The 19,731-nt window shown below is 42.9% G+C and carries 19 protein-coding genes; 12 read left to right on the forward strand and 7 right to left on the reverse strand.

Annotation, left to right across the window (positions count from 1 at the left end; translation table 11 throughout):
• Positions 1–5 precede the first annotated feature (5 nt).
• The 3 genes from mglC to ACOSVQ_RS05425 all read left to right on the forward strand — a co-directional run bounded on the left by mglC (position 6) and on the right by ACOSVQ_RS05425 (position 2,723).
• Complete coding sequence (gene mglC, locus ACOSVQ_RS05415) at positions 6–1,013, forward strand: galactose/methyl galactoside ABC transporter permease MglC (RefSeq protein ID WP_491981542.1); 1,008 nt, start codon at positions 6–8, stop codon at positions 1,011–1,013.
• A gap of 179 nt (positions 1,014–1,192) precedes the next feature.
• The gene (locus tag ACOSVQ_RS05420) at positions 1,193–2,032 is read left to right on the forward strand and encodes an AraC family transcriptional regulator (RefSeq protein ID WP_491981543.1); all 840 of its coding nucleotides are present in this window, start codon (positions 1,193–1,195) and stop codon (positions 2,030–2,032) included.
• 49 nt (positions 2,033–2,081) lie between these two features.
• Positions 2,082–2,723 (forward strand): LysE family translocator, encoded by a 642-nt coding sequence (locus ACOSVQ_RS05425; protein WP_491981544.1) that lies wholly within the window; start codon positions 2,082–2,084, stop codon positions 2,721–2,723.
• A 245-nt stretch (positions 2,724–2,968) separates the two neighbouring features.
• On the opposite strand, the gene ACOSVQ_RS05430 is transcribed toward ACOSVQ_RS05425, so the two are convergent.
• The 5 genes from ACOSVQ_RS05430 to ACOSVQ_RS05450 all read right to left on the reverse strand — a co-directional run bounded on the left by ACOSVQ_RS05430 (position 2,969) and on the right by ACOSVQ_RS05450 (position 8,362).
• On the reverse strand, positions 2,969–4,609 hold the full coding sequence (locus ACOSVQ_RS05430; RefSeq protein ID WP_491981545.1) for a phosphoethanolamine transferase: 1,641 nt from the start codon (positions 4,607–4,609) through the stop codon (positions 2,969–2,971).
• A 4-nt stretch (positions 4,610–4,613) separates the two neighbouring features.
• On the reverse strand, positions 4,614–4,970 hold the full coding sequence (locus tag ACOSVQ_RS05435) for a diacylglycerol kinase (protein WP_165311493.1): 357 nt from the start codon (positions 4,968–4,970) through the stop codon (positions 4,614–4,616).
• Between the two features lie 199 nt (positions 4,971–5,169).
• The gene (locus ACOSVQ_RS05440; protein WP_491981546.1) at positions 5,170–6,696 is read right to left on the reverse strand and encodes a tripartite tricarboxylate transporter permease; all 1,527 of its coding nucleotides are present in this window, start codon (positions 6,694–6,696) and stop codon (positions 5,170–5,172) included.
• A gap of 9 nt (positions 6,697–6,705) precedes the next feature.
• On the reverse strand, positions 6,706–7,203 hold the full coding sequence (locus ACOSVQ_RS05445; protein WP_491981547.1) for a tripartite tricarboxylate transporter TctB family protein: 498 nt from the start codon (positions 7,201–7,203) through the stop codon (positions 6,706–6,708).
• A gap of 187 nt (positions 7,204–7,390) precedes the next feature.
• On the reverse strand, positions 7,391–8,362 hold the full coding sequence (locus tag ACOSVQ_RS05450) for a tripartite tricarboxylate transporter substrate binding protein (RefSeq protein WP_165311490.1): 972 nt from the start codon (positions 8,360–8,362) through the stop codon (positions 7,391–7,393).
• A 353-nt stretch (positions 8,363–8,715) separates the two neighbouring features.
• Here ACOSVQ_RS05450 and cobU point away from each other — a divergent pair, with 353 nt between their 5' ends.
• The 7 genes from cobU to ACOSVQ_RS05485 all read left to right on the forward strand — a co-directional run bounded on the left by cobU (position 8,716) and on the right by ACOSVQ_RS05485 (position 17,719).
• Positions 8,716–9,273 carry a bifunctional adenosylcobinamide kinase/adenosylcobinamide-phosphate guanylyltransferase gene (cobU, locus tag ACOSVQ_RS05455; protein ID WP_491981548.1) on the forward strand — a complete coding sequence of 186 codons (558 nt, stop codon included), beginning with the start codon at positions 8,716–8,718 and terminating at the stop codon, positions 9,271–9,273.
• Between the two features lie 11 nt (positions 9,274–9,284).
• Positions 9,285–9,893: a histidine phosphatase family protein gene (locus tag ACOSVQ_RS05460; protein ID WP_491981549.1), complete on the forward strand. Its 609-nt coding sequence runs from the start codon at positions 9,285–9,287 to the stop codon at positions 9,891–9,893.
• A 479-nt stretch (positions 9,894–10,372) separates the two neighbouring features.
• A complete protein-coding gene (locus tag ACOSVQ_RS05465) occupies positions 10,373–11,632 on the forward strand; it encodes an extracellular solute-binding protein (protein ID WP_491981550.1) in 1,260 nt (419 codons plus the stop codon).
• Between the two features lie 69 nt (positions 11,633–11,701).
• Entirely contained in the window at positions 11,702–12,616 is a 915-nt protein-coding gene (locus tag ACOSVQ_RS05470; RefSeq protein ID WP_392477631.1) for a carbohydrate ABC transporter permease, read from the forward strand.
• Between the two features lie 2 nt (positions 12,617–12,618).
• A complete protein-coding gene (locus tag ACOSVQ_RS05475) occupies positions 12,619–13,431 on the forward strand; it encodes a carbohydrate ABC transporter permease (protein WP_491981551.1) in 813 nt (270 codons plus the stop codon).
• A 16-nt stretch (positions 13,432–13,447) separates the two neighbouring features.
• Positions 13,448–16,537, forward strand: a complete 3,090-nt coding sequence (locus ACOSVQ_RS05480; RefSeq protein ID WP_491981552.1) for a beta-galactosidase — start codon at positions 13,448–13,450, stop codon at positions 16,535–16,537.
• A 96-nt stretch (positions 16,538–16,633) separates the two neighbouring features.
• Complete coding sequence (locus ACOSVQ_RS05485) at positions 16,634–17,719, forward strand: ABC transporter ATP-binding protein (RefSeq protein ID WP_491981553.1); 1,086 nt, start codon at positions 16,634–16,636, stop codon at positions 17,717–17,719.
• Between the two features lie 10 nt (positions 17,720–17,729).
• Here ACOSVQ_RS05485 and ACOSVQ_RS05490 read toward each other — a convergent pair whose 3' ends face one another.
• Positions 17,730–17,867 carry a hypothetical protein gene (locus ACOSVQ_RS05490; RefSeq protein WP_491981554.1) on the reverse strand — a complete coding sequence of 46 codons (138 nt, stop codon included), beginning with the start codon at positions 17,865–17,867 and terminating at the stop codon, positions 17,730–17,732.
• Between the two features lie 37 nt (positions 17,868–17,904).
• On the reverse strand, positions 17,905–18,066 hold the full coding sequence (locus ACOSVQ_RS05495; RefSeq protein WP_491981555.1) for a phage integrase N-terminal SAM-like domain-containing protein: 162 nt from the start codon (positions 18,064–18,066) through the stop codon (positions 17,905–17,907).
• A gap of 444 nt (positions 18,067–18,510) precedes the next feature.
• Here ACOSVQ_RS05495 and ACOSVQ_RS05500 point away from each other — a divergent pair, with 444 nt between their 5' ends.
• Positions 18,511–18,843: a hypothetical protein gene (locus tag ACOSVQ_RS05500; protein WP_491981556.1), complete on the forward strand. Its 333-nt coding sequence runs from the start codon at positions 18,511–18,513 to the stop codon at positions 18,841–18,843.
• A 166-nt stretch (positions 18,844–19,009) separates the two neighbouring features.
• A complete protein-coding gene (locus ACOSVQ_RS05505; protein ID WP_491981557.1) occupies positions 19,010–19,720 on the forward strand; it encodes a hypothetical protein in 711 nt (236 codons plus the stop codon).
• The last annotated feature ends 11 nt before the right edge of the window (positions 19,721–19,731 follow it).

A 19,731-nucleotide genomic window follows, 5' to 3' on the forward strand; every position in this document is an offset into this window, starting at 1 on the left:
CTATTATGGATGCTGTTAAGTCATTTGCATTAAAGCACTTAAAAGAAGGTGCAATTTACGCGGTTCTGTTTATTTTATTAGCGGTTATCGTTATTCAAGAACCATCATTTTTAAGCTTACGAAATTTAAGTAACATTTTAACTCAGTCATCAGTTCGCGTAATTATCGCGCTTGGTGTTGCGGGTCTAATTGTTACACAAGGTACTGACTTATCTGCAGGTCGTCAGGTAGGTTTGGCTGCGGTTATCTCAGCAACCTTGCTACAGTCTATTGAAAACGTTAACAAAGTATTCCCAAGTATTGGTGAAGTGCCAATCGTTGCGGTTATCCTTTGTGTATGTTTAATCGGTGCAATCATCGGTCTAGTGAACGGCGTTATCGTTGCTTACATGAAAGTTACTCCTTTCATTGCAACACTAGGCACAATGATCATCGTTTATGGTATCAACTCTCTTTACTACGACGCAGTTGGTGCATCACCAATCGCAGGCTTTGACGAGCGCTTCACAGCATTCACCCAAGGCTTTATTCGAATAGGTGGGTTCCGATTCTCGTACATAACCTTCTACGCCATTATCGCTGTAATATTCATGTGGGTTCTTTGGAACAAGACTGTATTCGGCAAAAACATTTTCGCTGTAGGTGGTAACCCAGAAGCTGCAAAAGTATCAGGTGTTAACGTACCAATGACTCTACTAAAAGTGTACGCACTTTCAGGTGTCTTCTATGCCTTCGGTGGTATGTTGGAAGCGGGTCGTATCGGTAGTGCAACCAACAACTTAGGTTTCTTATACGAACTTGATGCAATCGCAGCCTGTGTGGTAGGTGGTGTGTCATTCGCGGGTGGTGTTGGTAGTATCGCAGGAGTTGTAACGGGTGTTCTCATCTTTACCGTTATCAACTACGGTATGACATACATCGGTGTTAGCCCTTACTGGCAGTACATCATCAAAGGTTCAATCATCGTATTCGCGGTAGCATTGGACTCAATGAAGTACGCAAACAAGAAATAATTTATACCTTTGAGTTGTTATTAGCGCTGCCTTGGCAGCGCTTTTTTTATGTTTTATTTTTTTGGGATTCACAAGGTTAGTCGGCGTCGCTCCCTTTCGTGATCGTTAGCATAATTATTGCGCTGAACGGTTCAGTGCAATACGATGAACCACTAGTTGGGAGTGGGGAGTGGGTTGTTGTGGCGGAAACTGTTCGGGATGTAAATCAGCGTTTTTGGAAGAATAAGGATATTCCCTATTTAACGATCCGCACTACTTGCAATAGTACGCAGAGTTATAAAGCTCATAGCCATAGTGAATTATCGATAGGCATTATTGAGTCTGGTGAGACTCGATTGTCACTACCCAATGAAAATGTAGTTCTGAAAAACGGCGATATCATTCTAATAGCACCGAATGTTGTTCATGCTTGTAATCCTTTAGCGCATAAGCCTCGCAGCTACCATATGTTGTATCTCGATGATGATTGGTGTTGTCAGGTTTTGTCTAAGATCTACGGATACGAGATTCAGCGATATCATTGTGAGCAAAAACTGCATTCAGCATGGCAGGGAAATCTTGATTTTTCCGATTTGGTTTTCAAGTTATTTAATCATCCTACCAACGACGTTGTGACAACGGTACAAAGTAGCTTACTGAATCTGGTTAGCCGTTATTGTGTGCCTCTAACAAACAACGAAGAGGAAAGCGAGTTAGTCACAAAGTTACGCGAACGACTGCTTCATGATATCGCTTGTGTTCCTTCGTTGGATGTTGTGTCACAGGAGCTAGGACGCCCCAAAGAGACATTGATTAGGTTATTTAAGAAGCAGCTTGGTATTACGCCCAAGTCATTTTTAAACAATACTCGTATCGAAAAAGCGAAGATACTACTTAAGTCAGGGATGAACATCGCTGACGTTGCGGCTGAAGTTGGTTTCTCGGACCAAAGTCAGTTGCATCGTACATTTGTGAACTATACCGCCTCAACACCACGTCAATATCAGCAAGTAACGTCAATTTTCGACAATAATTGTTAAGTTAGAAAACCTATAGTCTGACGACAGTTTTGGCTATAGGTAAATATTCATGTCACTTTCAACTCTTTTTCCCGTTGCATTTCCTGCATTGGCACTGGCTCACTTTGTTGCGCTTTTAAGCCCAGGACAGGACTTTTTCTTAATTGTTGGCCACTCAATTCGTCATAGATTGCAAGGCAGTCGATTTATCTGTCTTGGCGTTGCGCTGGGGAATGCACTTTATATCGCATTAGCCATACTGGGCTGGACCAATATTAGGGACAATCAGCTCGTTTTTTCCTTTGTGGAAGTATTAGGGGCTATCTATCTTTTGTGGATAGGGCAACGGTTGCTGAGAAGTCAAAAAACAGGGTCATTAGTCGAGGCTGAACACGAAAAGGAGAGAGCTCCGTCGGCTATCAATCAGCTGTTGCTTGGTTTGAATTCAGCGCTACTCAACCCAAAGAACGCTCTGTTCTATATGAGCTTAATGACTGTCATTTTGGGAAGTGAAGTCACATTGATTCAGCAAGTTTCTTGCGGAGTATGGATGTTTTTTGCAGTTTTACTCTGGGATCTATTTATAGCATCTGCGATTGGGCGTCCGCACGTGCAGAAGCAACTCAAAGCGGTGATACACATCATAGAGAGAGTAGCTGGATTGGTGCTGATCTTCTTTGGAATAACGTTATTTACGAGTTACTTAGCCTAACCGTACTCCCCAACAGTGAGTTTGGATATCGCGACTCAACAACTTAGCAAATGGTATGTAAATAAGAACGTTAGGAAATTATAGCTATCACAGGTGATTGTTTTGCTACAGGCTTATGTAGATTATTTGAGTGTGTGGAGATTCAAACTAATTACCTAGTTGTGTTCAAAACAGCATAAGCAAAAAAAAAGCGCCCAGTTAGGGCGCAAATATCACACAGTGAATTGTGAAAACATCAATAACGATTAAGAACGACAGCTAGCGAATAAATCCATATCTGGGTTGTAGGCTTTTGTGTTCACATCCATGATGCCTAGTAGCGAATGGAACACATTGTCCTGCGAGTATTGTCTGGTGGTTGCGTGGTTCTCAAGACAGCCTTTTTGTACGTGTTTTTCTTGTTTGAAACCGTCAGATAACCAAACGATAAGCGGTACGTGAGTTTGGTTGTTTGGCGCTAAACCATAAGGCATACCGTGTAAGAACATACCGTTTTCACCCAACGATTCGCCATGGTCTGAGATATACACAAGAGCCGTGTTGTATTTGTCCTGCAATGCTTTCAATTTATCTATGGTTTGTGCAACAACATAATCAGTATAGGCAATAGTGTTGTCGTAGCTGTTCACGATCTGCTCGACGCTACAGTTTTCGATATCACTGCGTGGGCAGTCTGGTTGGAATGCTCCCATCGCTTTTGGATAACGTTGGAAGTACGTTGGGCCATGGCTTCCGATAAGGTGCATAACCATCATACGATTCCCCTTAAGGTCATCGACTTTTTGGTCAAAGTTTTCCAACATCGCCATGTCGTAACAAGTCTCGCCGTTACACATATCATCGACGCGTTTACGGTTGATTTCTGTTTTCTTGATGCGCTTAGCCACTTCTTTGTCGCCACCATCGTTTTCTTGCCACGCAACGTCAACTCCAGCATGGCTTAGGATATCCAATACGTTGTCTTGGTTGTCTGCAATATCTCTGCTGAAACTACTCTTATCCATTGCTGAGAACATACAAGGAACCGAAACTGCGGTTGCTGTGCCACACGAGCTGACATCTTTAAACGAGATCACGTTTAGGTCGCGAGTGTATGGGTTAGTAGGGCGCTCATAACCATTAAGTTCATAGTTGTATGAACGAGCGGTTTCACCCAACAAGAATACAAACAGTGTTGGCTTGGTTTGCGCAGCGGCTAATGCTTCTGGTGATTGCTTTGCATCCAAACCAAGCTCTTTATAAATAATCGGTGTAGAGAAGTATTTCTGTTTAACAAATTTGGTTGTGCTGTAAACAAATTGAGTTGGAATGATCAGCTTTTTCAAATAGCTATTGTTACGACCTACAGACGCATAATCTTGGTAATACATAATAGCGATCACGCCAATCACTACTAATGAAGCCATCATTGAACCTAACTTTCTTAAAGTAAAGTTAACCCAAGACGTTGGCTTTTTAATTTTGGTAAAGGCAAGTACAGCAGCTGGCAACAATCCTAACAACGCAACCCAACCAAGTGAGTAGAAACTCAAGTAAGAACCAGCTTCACTCGAATCTGTCTCAACGATGTTGTTGATCATATCTGTATCAAACAAAGTGCCATAGTTGTAGCTCGTGTAGCTAACAAAGCTAGATACGATTATTAACACAATGAAAAATGGCTTTGTAATGTAAGGCCAGCTGAACAGGTTGAACAAGAAATTTAGTGCGGCAGCGAAGAAGAACGGCAACGAGATAATGAAGCCGATTTTTACGCTGTCGAGCTTACCAAAAATGCCGACTAAGGCAGCGTAGACTGGCAGATTCATTACTAAAGCGAAAAACGTTGCCAGCACTAAAGTAACGCCAGCATAAGAGAGTGAGAAATTGGGTTTAATCAGTTTCATAGCGTTACACCAAAATAATTAGCCAAGTAAAAGCAGCAAATGCTAGAGCAACAAACACTGCTGCTGAGCCGATATCTTTCGCTCTCCCGCTGAGTTCATGCTTTTCACTACCGATTCGGTCAACCACCGCTTCAATGGCTGAATTAAGCAATTCCGCTAGTAAAACCAGTGTTAAAGAACCCACCATAGCGATGCGTTCTAAGTTGGTGACAGGAAGAAAAAAGAGACTGATGGTGAGAAGCGCGGAAGCAACCAGTTCCTGACGGAAGGCTGCTTCGTTTATCCATGCGGCTTGTAAACCTTTCATGGAATAGCCTGTCGCAAAAATTATGCGTTGAATGCCTGTTCTGCCTGGTTTCACAATAAATACCTTTAGAGAATGTGTTTCTATGCAGGTGATACTACGAGGGCAAGTGTGAAATTTATGTCGACAGAAATTAGAAAACTCATTCTTAAGTTTATTTATATCGAAAACAAAAAAGCCTAGTGAAGACACTAGGCTTTGATATTTACGGTTCTTTTTTACGACTAATGGTTTTTACAACTAGTGGTTTCTAGTTTTATTGCACCTTAGCCGCTTGTGGGCGGCGAAGCTTATTCGCAATCACAGCAAGCAGTGGGCTGACAAGTACTAGCACTGAAATAACCGTGAAGGTTAGAGTGATAGGGCGTTCCCACAAGAAGCTAATTTCACCATCGGAGATCATCAACGCACGGCGCAAGTTCTCTTCCATTAAACCACCTAAGATAAACCCAAGTAGTAGCGGTGCTAATGGGAAGTTAGCTAGACGTAGGGCAATAGCTCCCATTGCGATGAGAATCATAATGAATACGTCCATTGTGTTGAATGAAACCAGATACACACCTGTGATTGAGAAGAACAAAATCATAGGTAGAAGCACCGTTCTTGGTACAGCCAATAACTTAGAAATGTAAGGGATCAATGGCAAATTCAGAATAAGCAAAACAATGTTGCCCACATACATTGAAATGATTACTGACCAGAACACATCTGGATGTTCAACAAACAGTCTAGGCCCTGGTTGAATACCGTAAGCGATCAATGCACCAAGCATAATCGCCGTCGTACCTGAGCCCGGAATACCAAGCGTTAGTAGCGGAACAAACGAACCACTTGAAGCTGCGTTGTTTGCAGATTCTGGTGCGACTAGACCACGAAGTGAACCTTTACCAAATTCGTCACGTTTGTGTTTTGGTGCAATGTTACGCTCCATACCGTAGCTTAGGAACGCAGCAATCGTTGCTCCTGCTCCCGGCAAAACACCAGTAAAGAAACCGAGTAGAGAAGAGCGTAGTGCAACAGGCGCAGCTTCACGGACTTCTTCTTTGGTTACTTTCATACTGCCGATATTGGCAAGTTTGTCGTTTTCTTCATTTCTCGTATCAAGTTCTGGCTTCAAAATGCCCATTAATGTTTCGCCAAGCGCGAACGTTGCCATAGCAAGCAGCAGGAAGCTAAAGCCATCCATTAAGTCAGTTAAACCGAAAGTAAAACGCTCTACACCGATACCTTTGTCGATACCTACGGTTGATAGCATCAAACCAAGAATGGTCATCATCCACGCTTTAATCACTTGCCCTTTACCTGCAAAGGCAGCAACAGCGGATAGACCCATTAACATCAATGCGAAGTAGTCGGATGATTGGAAACTGAGTGATACTTTTGCTAAAGCAGGTGCAGCTACAAGTAGCATGATGGCTGATAAAGTACCACCAGTGAAAGAAGCGTAAGCGGCCAATGCCAACGCTTTACCTGCTTGGCCTTTTTGCGCCATAGGGTAGCCGTCAAACGCGGTTACCACAGTGGCAGAACAGCCGGGCGCGTTAATCAGGATTGACGATGTTGAGCCGCCAAAAATCGCCCCGTAATAAACGCCCGCCATCAAAATAAGACCTGAAGAAGGTTCTAAGCCATATGTAATAGGTATCATCAAAGCGATGGCAGAAATCGGGCCTAAACCCGGCAACATCCCAATAAATGTACCGACAAAACAACCGACGATCACCATCAACAAGTTAAATGGCATTACGGCGGTAGAGAGTCCTTGTAAAATTCCGTCTAACATAATCCGTTCCTACCAAATAGTGAAAATAAGTCCGGGCTCTAGGTAAACATCCAGCCCTTTGGTTAATATCAAATAGAAAGCAATGACAAACGGGAAAGATGCGCCCAGAAGCACTGACTTACGGCGCTCGCCCAGCAAATAGAATCCAGCTAACAGGAAGAAAGCCGTTGCCAGTACGAAGCCTAAATAAGTGAGTCCGATGCCGTACAGTGTCATTAGTAACAAAAAGCCAATCAGCAGTTTCCAGTTGAAATCCAACACCGCACCACTTTTCTTATCTGGTTGCCCCATTACCAGCAGAAGCAGTGATAGACCAACACCAATGTAGGTCAAAATGATGGGTAATGTTTTGGCGCTGAAAGGTTCATCTTCATCGCCGGGAAACATAGGTATCAGCGACGTTTGATACCCATAGCAAAGGCACAGCACGAGAAAAATCATTGCGCCTACACGGTCTCGGCACAGTAAGGATTCTTTGCTGAATAAATTCGTTGGCGATTCCGACATATCCAACTCCATGTTCTACAAATTAAAGGGAAAGAAAACCGTAATTGAGCAAGGTAATGAAGGTCATTAACCAAGAGTAAGTCATTCGCTGCTAGTCGAATGTCCAACCAATAAACAAAGGAGTAATAAGCACACTCAATTACGGGTAAAAGATTTGGGGCAAGCGCTACTTACCCCAAAGGAGAGATTATTTCAGGAAGCCTAGTTCGCGCATTAAGTCGCCCATTTGCTTTTCTTGATCTTCTAAGAACGCAAAGAACTCTTTGTCCGCTTTGTAGGTGTCGATCCAGCCATTACGGTCACGAACCACTTTCCATTCATCTGTTGTGTACATCTTGCTTAGAGCAGCATTCCACTCGTCCACTTTCTCTTGGCTAACACCCGGTGCAGCGAAGAAGCCGCGCCAGTTAGCAAATACCGTTGAGTTGTTGTAGTCAGCAAGTGTTGGGATATCAGGAGCAGACTCAAGACGTTTTGGTGAAGTGATAGCCAATACTTTCACCTGACCATTACGCGACATTTCCAGTACTTCACCCAGACCAGTTGAAAGCAGCTGAGTTTCACCAGAAAGTAGAGCAGCCATTGCTTTACCGCCCGCATCATACGCTACGTAACGCACTGCTTTAGGGTCTAGTCCTTGACCTTTAAATGCAGCCGCAGCAACTAAATGGTCCATGCTGCCACGTGCAGAGCCACCAGCAATTTTTACGTTTTTAGGATCGTTTTTAAAATCAGCAACGACGTCTTCCCAAGTGTTGTATTTAGAATCACCAGCAACAACAAGAGCGCCGTAATCCGATACAGTTGCCGCTACAGGTGTTAAATCGCGGAAAGACTGTGGGAACACGCCAGAAAGAGAACGAACGACGATAGGTGTCGAGTTCACCATCAAGGTGTCTTCTTGACGATCAGCCGTCTCAATAAGGTGAGCAATAGCTTTACCACCGCCGCCACCAGATAGGTTTTGGTACGAAACATTATCGATGAGGTGTGTTTTCATCAGTACATCACCAGTACCACGAGCTGTCATATCCCAACCACCGCCAGCGCCGCCAGGGATCAAGAAATGAATCTTCTCTAGCTCTGCAGCCATACTTGGTAGTGAGAATACGGCTGCAAGAAGCGACGCAGCTAGGGTCGGTTTGATATGTTTTAACATTTTCACGTTCCTTATGTTTCCGCACCATTCCAATACGAACGATGCTTATAGTTATATTTCCCGCGAGTAGGGCAGAAATTGCTTAACGGGTAGTGAAATGTTATGAGAGTGTTAACGATAAGTCTGTAAAGACGAGATAAAAATAATATTGGTTATTGTGGTGATTCTGTTCATAAAGTTCACGGCTTCTTCAAGTGAGACGGAGCTAAACAATCTGGTTATTCATTTCGTTAGCATTCTTTCGTTAGTATTCTCTCACTAGCTTTTTTTCGTAAGACAGTGCGATAACTCACTGTGCTTAATAGCAAATATGTGGCTTAATTCATGGAGTTGGAAATAGTGGAGAACACAACATGGCAGTAAGGTTGTATCTGGGTGGGGCTCGTAGCGGAAAATCGGCGTTTGCTGAGCAGCAAGCATTGAATTTGTTAGAAGAAGGCAAGCGTACTCACCCTCAGACATGTCTCCATTATGTAGCAACCGCAGAACCATTCGACGATGAAATGAAAGAACGTATTTCACTCCATCAAGCTCGTCGTGATGAGCAGTGGGTTAATCATGAATACCCAGTAGAACTGCCAAAAGTGCTAATGGAATTTAAGCAGCATGATGTCGTGCTGGTGGATTGCCTGACGGTTTGGTTAAACAATGTAATTCATTATTTGGGTGATAACGCTGACAGTGAGCAAATCAAGCTTAAACTTAATGAGTTAACGGATGCTCTGTCGCAAACCCAAGCTACCGTATTGTGTGTTTCAACCGAAGTGGGGCTGGGTATCGTGCCGATGAATGCGCTCACCAGACTCTATGTAGACCATTCTGGGTGGATGAACCAAGCCGTTGCGAGAGTTGCTGAACAAGTCGACTTTGTTGTGGCAGGGTTACCAATGAATCTCAAAGGCGGTCAATAAGGCAAAAGGAGATGACGATGAACCTTTACTTATTAAGGCATGGGAAAACCCAAGGTAAACCAGCGTTAAATGGTCATATTGATGTGGCTGTTGATGAGTCGATTCAAAACTCAATTGCTCATGCACTTTTGAAGCACTATTCCTTCCACAAAGTCTATTCATCGCCACTGATTCGGTGCCAAAGAGTGGCTGAGTTGGTCACAGAGCTTAAACCTGCATTAAAGCTAGTAATTGAACCGCGATTGAAAGAACAGAACTTCGGAGACTTTGATGGCGTACCCTTTGACGAACTCACGCACGAATGGAAGAGGCTAGAGCAATTCTGGTCGAACCCTGCACTGAATCACTTGCCTAATGCTGAGCCTTTGCAAGAAGGTTATGAAAGAGTGGTTGAAGCGTGGGAACAAATCATTCAACACTGTGAACAAGACACCTTAATCGTCGCTCATGGTGGACCTATCCGTTACATACTCGCACATGTCTTAGGCTTGGATTGGCAAAATCCACAGCTTTACACCACCTTGGCTATAGAAAACCAGAGCATCACACATATTCAAATCAATAAATTTGAAGGTCATGTGTATTACTCAGTTAAGGGAATTGGTATTCCACTGGTTTAATAAAACGTTTTCACAGCTTCTTTTCCATGACCTTTCAAATTGGATGCGTTTACAGTGAGTGATTTTTGCTCGCATCATAACGTTTCCACCTCTGACTGTTTCACATTCAATTCCTTGTCTAGCGGTTAAACAACGCTAAATTATTTTCAGAAAATACACCGCTTTTTAATCTTTAAATTTAATAAATGTGTTTTTATTCAATGATATAGCTTCATGTTTCTTTGTTTTTTTATCGATTTTTGAAACGGAAAGACGAGATACTCTAACGATTCAGAGATTGCTTATAAGAAAATTTATTGTTTAGAGGATCACGAAATTGAGCGCTAGGTCTTACTTAACTTGGATGGTGAATGTTAACCTGAATTGTAAACGTTTCCATATTGCTTTGATGATTGATGAACACGGAATGTTTTCATTGTGCAAATCAGTGGTTGGTTAAGGTGATGTGGCACCCTACTCATAAAAAAGAGAATGTGATTATGAATAAGAAAATGCTTAAGAATATGCTTGCAACCTCGATTGGTTTAGCGTGTTTCAGTAATGCAGCACTTGCAGATGAAATTACTGTATGGGCTTGGGATCCAAACTTTAACGTTGCGATTATGGAAGAAGCAGCGAAGGTTTATACCAATGACCACCCAGAAACGACGATTAAAGTCGTGGACTTCGCAAAAGCAGACCTTGAGCAGAAACTGCACACTATGCTTGCATCTGGCGTTACGTCATCACTTCCTGATGTTGTTCTTATTGAAGATTACAACGCACAAAAATATCTACAGTCATACCCAGGTTCTTTTGCACCAATGACCAAAGATGTTGATTACAAAAACTTCGCACCATACAAAGTGAGCTTGATGACACTGAATGGCGAAGTTTACGGTCTGCCGTTTGATACTGGCGTAACGGGTATGTACTACCGTACCGACTTGCTAGAGAAAGCAGGCTTCACAGCGAAAGACCTAGAAAACATCACTTGGGATCGCTTCATTGAAATTGGTAAACAAGTTAAAGCGAAAACTGGCGTAGCTATGTTGGGTATGAACCCAGATGACCTAGGTCTAGTGCGCGTTATGATGCAATCAGGCGGTGAGTGGTACTTCAATAAAGATGGTTCGCTAAATATCACTACCAACGAATCACTAAAAGAAGCCTTAAAAGTATTTAAAGATTTGATGAGCCCAGATGTGTCTCGTCCAACTATCGGTTGGTCTGAGTGGGTGGGTACATTAAACCGTGGTCAAGTGGCTTCTATCGTAACAGGCGTTTGGATTACACCGTCTGTTGAAGCAGGTAAAGACCAAGCGGGTGAATGGGCGGTAGCCGCAACGCCACGCCTACATAAATCAGGTGCGGTGAACAGCTCTAACCTTGGTGGTTCAAGCTGGTACGTATTGAACTCTTCAAAAGAGAAGCAAGAAGCAATCAAGTTCCTTAATGCAACGTTCGGTTCAAACGTTCCATTCTACGAAACCATTCTTAAAGAGCGTGGTGCAGTAGGTTCTTACATGCCTTCTGGTCAATCAGCGGCTTACCAATTCAGCAATGAATTCTTCGGTGGTCAAAAAATCTACGCTAACTTCTCAGATTGGTTAGGTATGATCCCAGAAGTGAACTACGGCATTTACACCTATGAAGTGGACGCAGCATTGAGTTCAATGTTACCTGCGATCGTTCAAGGTGCTCCAATCGAGCAAGTGTTGGGCGATGTTCAACAACAGCTTGAGTTCCAACTACGTTAATTTGTCTTCCTTAGGCACCTGCAAGGGTGCCTAAGTGCCTTGTTTTACACTGCTTTCTTGGTTTGCCTTATGGATACTTCTACTGCCATCAGTAAAAAACAGAAAAAGAGCAAAAAAAGCTTTCACCGCTTTTACGATATTAACGGTTGGTCGTTTGTTCTTCCTGCTGTCATTCTTGTCAGCCTCTTTATGATTTATCCCATTGTGAATTCGCTCTGGATGTCGATGCACTCTGGACGCGGCGTCATGATGCAGTTCGTTGGTTTTGATAACGTATTACGTCTTTTTAACGACCCATTCTTCTTAAAATCACTGAAGAACACGTTCATTTTCCTTGTTATTCAAGTGCCAGTGATGATTTTGCTCTCGCTGATCCTGTCTTCATGCCTTAATGCACCGAATTTGAAATTCCGTAGCTTGTTCCGACTCGCTATTTTCTTACCTTGTGTCACATCACTTGTTGCGTACTCAATTCTGTTTAAGAGTATGTTTGCATACGAAGGGATCATTAACTCCTTCCTGATGTGGGCACATATTATTGGTGAACCGATTCCATGGTTATCCGATCCGTTCTGGGCAAAAGTGACCATCATCATTGCGATCACTTGGCGTTGGACGGGATACAACATGATTTTCTTCCTGTCTGCGATGCAAAACATCGACAAATCGATTTACGAAGCTGCGCGCATGGAAGGGGTTAGCCCAACCAAACAGTTCTTCTTTATTACCGTGCCTTTGCTAAAACCGGTGATTCTGTTTACTACCGTGATGTCGACAATCGGCACGCTGCAACTGTTCGATGAAGTGGTCAACATTACTGCTGGTGGCCCAGCAAACGAAACCATGACGCTTTCTATGTACATCTACAACTTGTCGTTCAAGTTCGTACCAAACTTCGGCTATGCGGCGACGGTGTCATACGTCATCGTATTCTTCGCAGCAGTACTTGCGATTATGCAATTCAAGATCGCTAAGGATAAATAACGATGAGTAAGAGCCAAATTAACCGCGCTTTAATGTATCTGTTTCTCACGGTGTTCTCGTTTATCTCTCTGTTTCCTTTTTATTGGATGGTGGTATCGAGCACAAACACCGCAACCGAGATCAATAAGGGTAAATTTACCTTTGGCGATCAGCTGCTTGCCAATATTACGCGGTTGAGTGAACAGGTGGATCTGGGGCTTATTTTCTGGAACACCAGCAAAATTGCCATCATCAGTACTATTGTTACCTTACTGATCTCTTCAATGGCAGGGTATGGTTTTGAAGTGTACAAAAGTAAGCTGCGTGATCGTGTTTACGGTGCATTATTGCTCACCATGATGATTCCATTTGCAGCGTTAATGATTCCGCTATTTACACTGATGGCGAAAGCACAACTGTTGGATACCCATGCAGCCGTGATGTTGCCAACGATTGCGTCGGTATTCATTGTTTTCTACTTCCGCCAATGTACAAAAGCATTCCCGCATGAGCTGATTGATGCAGCCCGTGTAGACGGCGTAAAAGATTGGAAAATTTACCTGTTTGTTTACATCCCTGTGATGAAAACCACTTACGCAGCGGCATTTATCATCGTATTCATGACATCGTGGAACGCGTTCTTATGGCCACTGATCGTGCTGCAATCTGCCGAATTAAAAACAATTAACCTCGTTCTATCATCTCTATCGTCTGCCTATTTCCCTGATTTCGGAATCATCATGGTTGGAACTGTCGTCGCGACACTCCCAACTTTGGCTGTGTTTTTCGCAATGCAGAAGCAATTCGTTGCGGGTATGACAGGTTCGGTGAAATAAGTCTGGAATAATAAAAATGAGAACATTTGAACAAATTATTAGTGCGCGTGAATGGGAAAACCAGCATGTAACACATCACAATGTGATTGCTGCTCACGCGCCGTTGAAAGCATACACAAGTAAAGAAGCTGCATTAACAAAACAAGAATCAGAGAATCAACTGTCTTTAAACGGCGAGTGGAAATTTAAGTTATATGACCGCCCTGAAAACGTTTTAGCAATGACGGTTGAACCTGAGTTTGATGATTCAGGTTGGGACAACATTACTGTTCCTAACAACTGGCAACTACAAGGTTACGACAAACCTATTTACACCAACGTGAAATACCCGTTTGCTGATACACCACCGTACGTTCCCGCGGATAACCCAACAGGCTTGTATCGTCTGAGCTTTGAAGTGCCAAAACACTTTGCTGGTAAGCGTCAAACCATCACATTTGATGGTGTTAACTCTGCATTCCATCTTTGGTGTAACGGCAAGTGGGTAGGGTATTCGCAAGATAGCCGCCTTGCTGCTGAATTCGATTTGACCGATTTCTTAGTGGAAGGTGAGAACCAACTGTCAGCAATGGTGATTCGTTGGTCTGACGGTTCTTATTTAGAAGACCAAGACATGTGGTGGTTAAGCGGTATTTTCCGTAATGTCACGCTATTAGCTAAACCGCAAATCTCCATTCAAGATGTACAAATCTTAACGCCGTTAGATGCGTGTTATCGCGATGGTTGGTTGAATGTAACAACCAGCGTTAGCGAGAAAAACGCGGCGAACCGTGTTGAGGTTGAGCTATTTGATGCACAAGGCAACTCAGTGTTTGGCGTGAAGTCAGCAAGCTGTGGGCAACGTATTATTGATGAAAAAGGTCCTTGGTTAGAGCGCGCAGAGCACAAGATCTACGTTGAGAATCCACATAAATGGAGTGCTGAGTCACCGTACTTATATCGCTGCGTTGTGACTCTATTTAGTGGTGAAGAACAACTTGACTGCGAAGCCTACAATGTGGGTTTCCGCAGCGTAGAAATCACCGATGGTCTGCTTAAAGTGAACGGAAAAGCGATTCTGGTTCGTGGTGCTAACCGCCATGAACATCATCCAGAAACTGGTCATACAATGACTCGCGAGACCATGCTGCAAGATATCAAACTGCTTAAGCAGCATAACTTTAACGCAGTTCGTACCGCTCACTATCCCAATGATCCGTTGTGGTACGAGCTATGCGACGAATACGGTTTGTATTTGGTTGATGAAGCGAACATTGAAACACACGGCCAGTTCCCGATGTGTCGCCTTTCTGATGACACAACTTGGCTAAATGCGTATATGCGCCGCATTACACGTTTGGTCGAACGCGATAAGAACCATCCGTCTGTGATCATTTGGTCACTAGGAAACGAATCGGGTATTGGTGGCAACCACCATGCTATGTATCAGTGGACAAAGTTACGTGACCCATCACGCCCGATTCAGTACGAAGGTGGCGGCTCAAATACAGCAGCGACTGATATCATCGTGCCTATGTATTCTCGTGTTGATAAAGACCAAGTCCATCACATCGACCCAACGGTGACACCAAAATACGCATTGAAAAAATGGCTAGGTTTACCGGGTGAGCATCGTCCACTGATCCTGTGTGAATATGCTCATGCTATGGGTAACAGCTTAGGTAGTTTTAACAAATACTGGCAAGCTTTCCGTGATTATCCGCGTCTGCAAGGCGGTTTTATTTGGGACTGGGTTGACCAAGGCATTACTAAAGCCGATGAAAACGGCACTAAATACTGGGCATACGGTGGCGATTTTGGCGATGAGATCAACGACCGTCAATTCTGTATTAATGGTTTGATTTTCCCTGACCGCACTGTGCATCCAACTGTTTTAGAAGCGAAACACGCACAACAGTTCTACCAATTTAAACTGCTTGGTACTGAGCCATTAATTATTAAAGTGACCAGCGAAAACCTATTCACTTCTTCTGAGAATGAACAGCTATCGTGGACGATCACAGAAGACGGTTTGGTTATTGAAAGTGGTGAAATTCCGCTGATTGTTGATGCTGAGCAGTCTATTCAGTTGCAACTTACTAAGGCGTTACCAGAAGCTAAGGTCGGTAAGTCATACCATTTGAATCTACAGGTTAGTTTGATTGGTGATACAGCGTGGGCACAAGCGGGTCATACAACGGCAACATATCAGTTTGATCTACCGTCATCACCATCACTACTAGTGAAGCGCGCAAAATCACAAGGTGTTTTGGCTTCTGCTTTATATGTTGATAACGCAACAGTAAGCGGTGAAGGCTTCGCTATTCGCTTTAACAAAGAATCGGGTGTGATTGATAGCTGGATGGTTGATGGAGAAGAGAAATTAATCTCAGGACCAAAAGACAATTTCTACCGCGCACCGTTAGATAACGATATTGGTGTGAGTGAAGTTGACCGCGTCGATCCAAATGCATGGTCTGCTCGTTGGGATGCAGCAGGCATTAATCAGCTTGATGTGGAATGTGTTGAGTTACAACTGTTTGATAAACCGAATGTCGTCGAAGTCGTCACTCAGTTTGTGCACAAAAATGCGCAAGGTGTATTGATGGCGACGGTTTGGACTTACCGCATATACGCCGACGGAACTGTATCGATTGATGTAGATGCTCGCGTAGCGAAAAGCGCACCACCGTTGGCTCGCGTAGGTATGGAACTGGCACTACCACAGAAACAGCAATCGGTAGAGTGGTTTGGTCGTGGTCCACATGAGAACTACCCAGACCGTTTGGATTCAGCGCACATTGGTCGCTACACCGCTAACCAAGAAGAGATGCACACAGGATATATTTTCCCATCAGACAGCGGATTACGTTGCGATGTGAAAGAAGCGCAAATTGGCGAGCTTAGTGTACAAGGTGACTTCCATTTATCTGTTAGCCGTTTTGCTCAAGAGCATGTAGCCCAAGCGAAACACACCAACGAACTGAAAGACAGTGGCAACCTGTTTGTGCGAATTGATGGATTCCACATGGGTGTTGGTGGTGACGATTCATGGACACCAAGTGTACACGACGAGTTTAAACTCAACCGCGAACGTTACCGTTACCAAGTTGAATTGAAGTTTTAATCAGATGCCGTCTGTGCTGGCAATTACATAGCCAGCACATTATCGGTAGAGAGTGACTCCAGAACTCTCTAGAGAAGCAAATTTAAGGATGTAAAGATGGCAAATATTAATCTTTCCAATGTTGTTAAACGCTATGGCGAACACACGGTGATTCATGGTGTTGACCTTGATATTAAACACGGTGAGTTCGTTGTGTTTGTTGGTCCATCTGGTTGTGGTAAATCAACATTATTACGTTTAATTGCAGGCTTGGAAGACATTACAGACGGCGTGTTGTGTATTGATGATGAAGTGGTAAACCATGTCGACCCAGCAGAGCGCGGTATTGCGATGGTGTTCCAGTCTTATGCGCTTTATCCACATTTGACTGTGGAAGAGAACATGGGCTTTGGCATGAAAATGAACGGTTTTCCAAAAGCTGAAATCAAACAACGCGTAGATGCTGCCGCAAAAGCGCTGCAGCTTGACCACTTAATGGATCGTAAACCGAAAGATATGTCAGGTGGTCAACGTCAACGTGTTGCTATTGGCCGTGCGATTGTGCGTAACCCGAAAGTGTTCCTGTTTGATGAGCCATTATCCAACCTTGATGCTGAACTGCGTGTAGATATGCGTTTGCAAATTTCCAGTCTTCACCGAGAACTCGCAACGACTATGATTTATGTTACTCACGATCAAGTTGAAGCGATGACATTGGCAGACAAAATCGTTGTGTTAAAAGATGGACGTATTGAACAAGTTGGTTCTCCACTTGAGCTGTACAACCGCCCAGCAAACGAGTTTGTTGCTGGCTTCATTGGTTCTCCGAAAATGAATATGCTACCTGCAAAAGTGACGCATATTGGTGAAGAAGGTGCAACGCTCAAACTGCCTGACGGTCAATCGATCACTCTTAATATCGACCTCTCTAAAATTACACTAGGCGATAAACTGACATTCGGTCTTCGCCCTGAGCATTTATCTGTCGGTGGGGAAGGTGACTATAACCTTCATTTCAAAACAGACGCAGTAGAGAGACTTGGTAACAGTACTTATCTGTTCGGTGTGGTAGGTGGTTACGAAAACTACAAAGTTCACTTGTCAGGCGATGTAGCAGTAAAACGTGGTGAAGAAATCGAACTCACTTTTAACAAAGCAAACTGTCACGTGTTCAAAGACACAGTGTGTATCTCTAATATTTAGTCGTTGATACTCAGCAATAAATACAGAGGCGGATTCGGTTAAACGATCCGCTTTTTCCATTCCAAATGCGAATAGCACCATAATCAAAATCTATATCTTTAACTCTAAGACGGACACTTTCCATCAAACGTAATCCTGAACCGTACATCAGATGAAATGGTAAACGTGACTGAGCTGGAATTATTTCAAAAATGCCTCAACCTGTTCGCATCCGAGTTCCTTTGGTGTGGATTGTGATTAAAGCGAATGAACTGAACAATCCAATAACGATAGGTATGTACTGTTGTTTTAGCGTAATGGCGCGCCAGCATAAATTCAGTTAACTGACTTAAAAATGGTGATTTCATCCCGTTACCTTTGAAAGCGAATTGTATTTACAGGTATGGAATCACGATGTGGTAGATCAACAGGAGTAAGTCCACATTTTGAGATGTGACGTTATGGAAATAATGCAAAAGTCATTGTTTTTGATTAAGTTAATTGATTATCTACAATTGAGATTAGAAGATTAGAAGATTAGAAGATTAGAAGATTAGAAGATTAGAAGATTAGAAGATTAGATGGAACATGATTTGTGGAATTGTTCCATATAAGAACTGTTAGCTTATATTTAATTGTCACTCGCAATATTAAGTTGATAAAAATTTTAAAATCAGCCTTCATTTATTTTTGAGTGTTAATAATTTATGACGATGTATCGCAGTAAGGCATGCTTTTTTTGCATTTTTCTGTTAGCAGGCTGTAAAACAACGGAGCAAATAGCGCAAGAAAGGTATTTGGCTGCATCCGCTATGGACAATATAGACTTGTGCTATAACTTGGGCAAAGAAGATGATTTCGAATATTGGAAAATTTTGAAATCTGAACAATTTAAAAGAATAGAAGTAGATAAAAATTGGGATGTGCCGTCTAACGTTTGTGATAGAGCGGTAGAACTAGGAAAAGATGCACAATTACAAGCAGCGTTGCGAAAGCAACGAAATATGGAAAACTGGTCTAAAGCGATAAACGATGCGACTAAGTCAATAGCTGATGGTTACAGTAAGGCTGCAACCTATTACACCCCACCAGTGAGAACCACGTGCCAAACGTACGGTTCGATAACTAGCTGTGATTCATACTAAGTAAGCTAACAAACGGTTGAAGAGGGACTACCAACGCTTGGCGAATTTAGTTCTAATGGGCTTTCGTGATTAAGGCAGTTATTTATAGTTTATTGCAAAGCGTTGTTAGCCCCTTAACCGGGCGTTAAGTTTCAGTAGAGTCCAGAGCATACAAACGGAATTTAAGATGGTAGGGAAGTTTGAGTTAGATCCTCTGGTTATAGATGAGTCATTAGCTAAAGGTGCGATGAAGCGTTTAGCGCGAGAATGCGTTGAGAATGTCAATAACATCCGTTTTGTTAGTAACGGTGGTTTAAAGAACATGCAGAAGAAAGCAAAGTCTTTGTTCAAAGATGGCTCAGTTTCTGGATTTTATATTGGAGAGCGCGATTGTCTGGCTATGTTGGTAATATATGACCAAGTAAAGGAAATGTTTGTTGGTGCATATCTGGCTAAAGTTAACGGGAAGTACTCTATATACGACAGTGACATGCGTTTCTCTAAACATGCAATACAGCGTTTAATTCAGCGGTTGAAGACAAAGAATCCAAGACTTGATGTTGCTAAAGCAATTCATGAGCAAACAAAATACGTGCTTACCCGAGATGCCCAAAAAATAATTAATATACAAGAAAAGTGGCGAACTCCGGGACTAAACTCGGTAGATACGGCTCTACCTTATATTAATAATGGTGAATTACTAGGTATGTGGTTCACTGCGTCAACTAGTGATGTCAACTGCACATTCGTTGGGCGAATTGTTGCTAAGACTTTTGTCGATTCAGAAAAACTACGAGAGCCTCAATATGCCAAATGTATGGAAGCATATAATTCGCAGTTAGTTGCAAAATCTTCAGGTGAAAAAATGCCCCACTTTAGTTTGATAAATGAAACTTAACAAACTGTTCA

The sequence above is a fragment of the Vibrio sp. HM8-C genome (genome assembly GCF_058630515.1).

What these genes read in the sequence shown, in the direction of transcription:
- ACOSVQ_RS05495 (WP_491981555.1), bottom strand. Translation starts at nt 18,066, where the DNA reads ATGAAATCACCATTTTTAAGTCAGTTAACTGAATTTATGCTGGCGCGC.
- mglC (WP_491981542.1), top strand. Translation starts at nt 6, where the DNA reads ATGGATGCTGTTAAGTCATTTGCATTAAAGCACTTAAAAGAAGGTGCA.
- ACOSVQ_RS05465 (WP_491981550.1), top strand. Translation starts at nt 10,373, where the DNA reads ATGAATAAGAAAATGCTTAAGAATATGCTTGCAACCTCGATTGGTTTA.
- ACOSVQ_RS05485 (WP_491981553.1), top strand. Translation starts at nt 16,634, where the DNA reads ATGGCAAATATTAATCTTTCCAATGTTGTTAAACGCTATGGCGAACAC.
- ACOSVQ_RS05505 (WP_491981557.1), top strand. Translation starts at nt 19,010, where the DNA reads ATGGTAGGGAAGTTTGAGTTAGATCCTCTGGTTATAGATGAGTCATTA.
- ACOSVQ_RS05480 (WP_491981552.1), top strand. Translation starts at nt 13,448, where the DNA reads ATGAGAACATTTGAACAAATTATTAGTGCGCGTGAATGGGAAAACCAG.
- ACOSVQ_RS05450 (WP_165311490.1), bottom strand. Translation starts at nt 8,362, where the DNA reads ATGTTAAAACATATCAAACCGACCCTAGCTGCGTCGCTTCTTGCAGCC.
- ACOSVQ_RS05470 (WP_392477631.1), top strand. Translation starts at nt 11,702, where the DNA reads ATGGATACTTCTACTGCCATCAGTAAAAAACAGAAAAAGAGCAAAAAA.
- ACOSVQ_RS05475 (WP_491981551.1), top strand. Translation starts at nt 12,619, where the DNA reads ATGAGTAAGAGCCAAATTAACCGCGCTTTAATGTATCTGTTTCTCACG.
- ACOSVQ_RS05500 (WP_491981556.1), top strand. Translation starts at nt 18,511, where the DNA reads ATGGACAATATAGACTTGTGCTATAACTTGGGCAAAGAAGATGATTTC.
- ACOSVQ_RS05445 (WP_491981547.1), bottom strand. Translation starts at nt 7,203, where the DNA reads ATGTCGGAATCGCCAACGAATTTATTCAGCAAAGAATCCTTACTGTGC.
- ACOSVQ_RS05425 (WP_491981544.1), top strand. Translation starts at nt 2,082, where the DNA reads ATGTCACTTTCAACTCTTTTTCCCGTTGCATTTCCTGCATTGGCACTG.
- cobU (WP_491981548.1), top strand. Translation starts at nt 8,716, where the DNA reads ATGGCAGTAAGGTTGTATCTGGGTGGGGCTCGTAGCGGAAAATCGGCG.
- ACOSVQ_RS05490 (WP_491981554.1), bottom strand. Translation starts at nt 17,867, where the DNA reads ATGTACGGTTCAGGATTACGTTTGATGGAAAGTGTCCGTCTTAGAGTT.
- ACOSVQ_RS05440 (WP_491981546.1), bottom strand. Translation starts at nt 6,696, where the DNA reads ATGTTAGACGGAATTTTACAAGGACTCTCTACCGCCGTAATGCCATTT.
- ACOSVQ_RS05430 (WP_491981545.1), bottom strand. Translation starts at nt 4,609, where the DNA reads ATGAAACTGATTAAACCCAATTTCTCACTCTCTTATGCTGGCGTTACT.
- ACOSVQ_RS05460 (WP_491981549.1), top strand. Translation starts at nt 9,285, where the DNA reads ATGACGATGAACCTTTACTTATTAAGGCATGGGAAAACCCAAGGTAAA.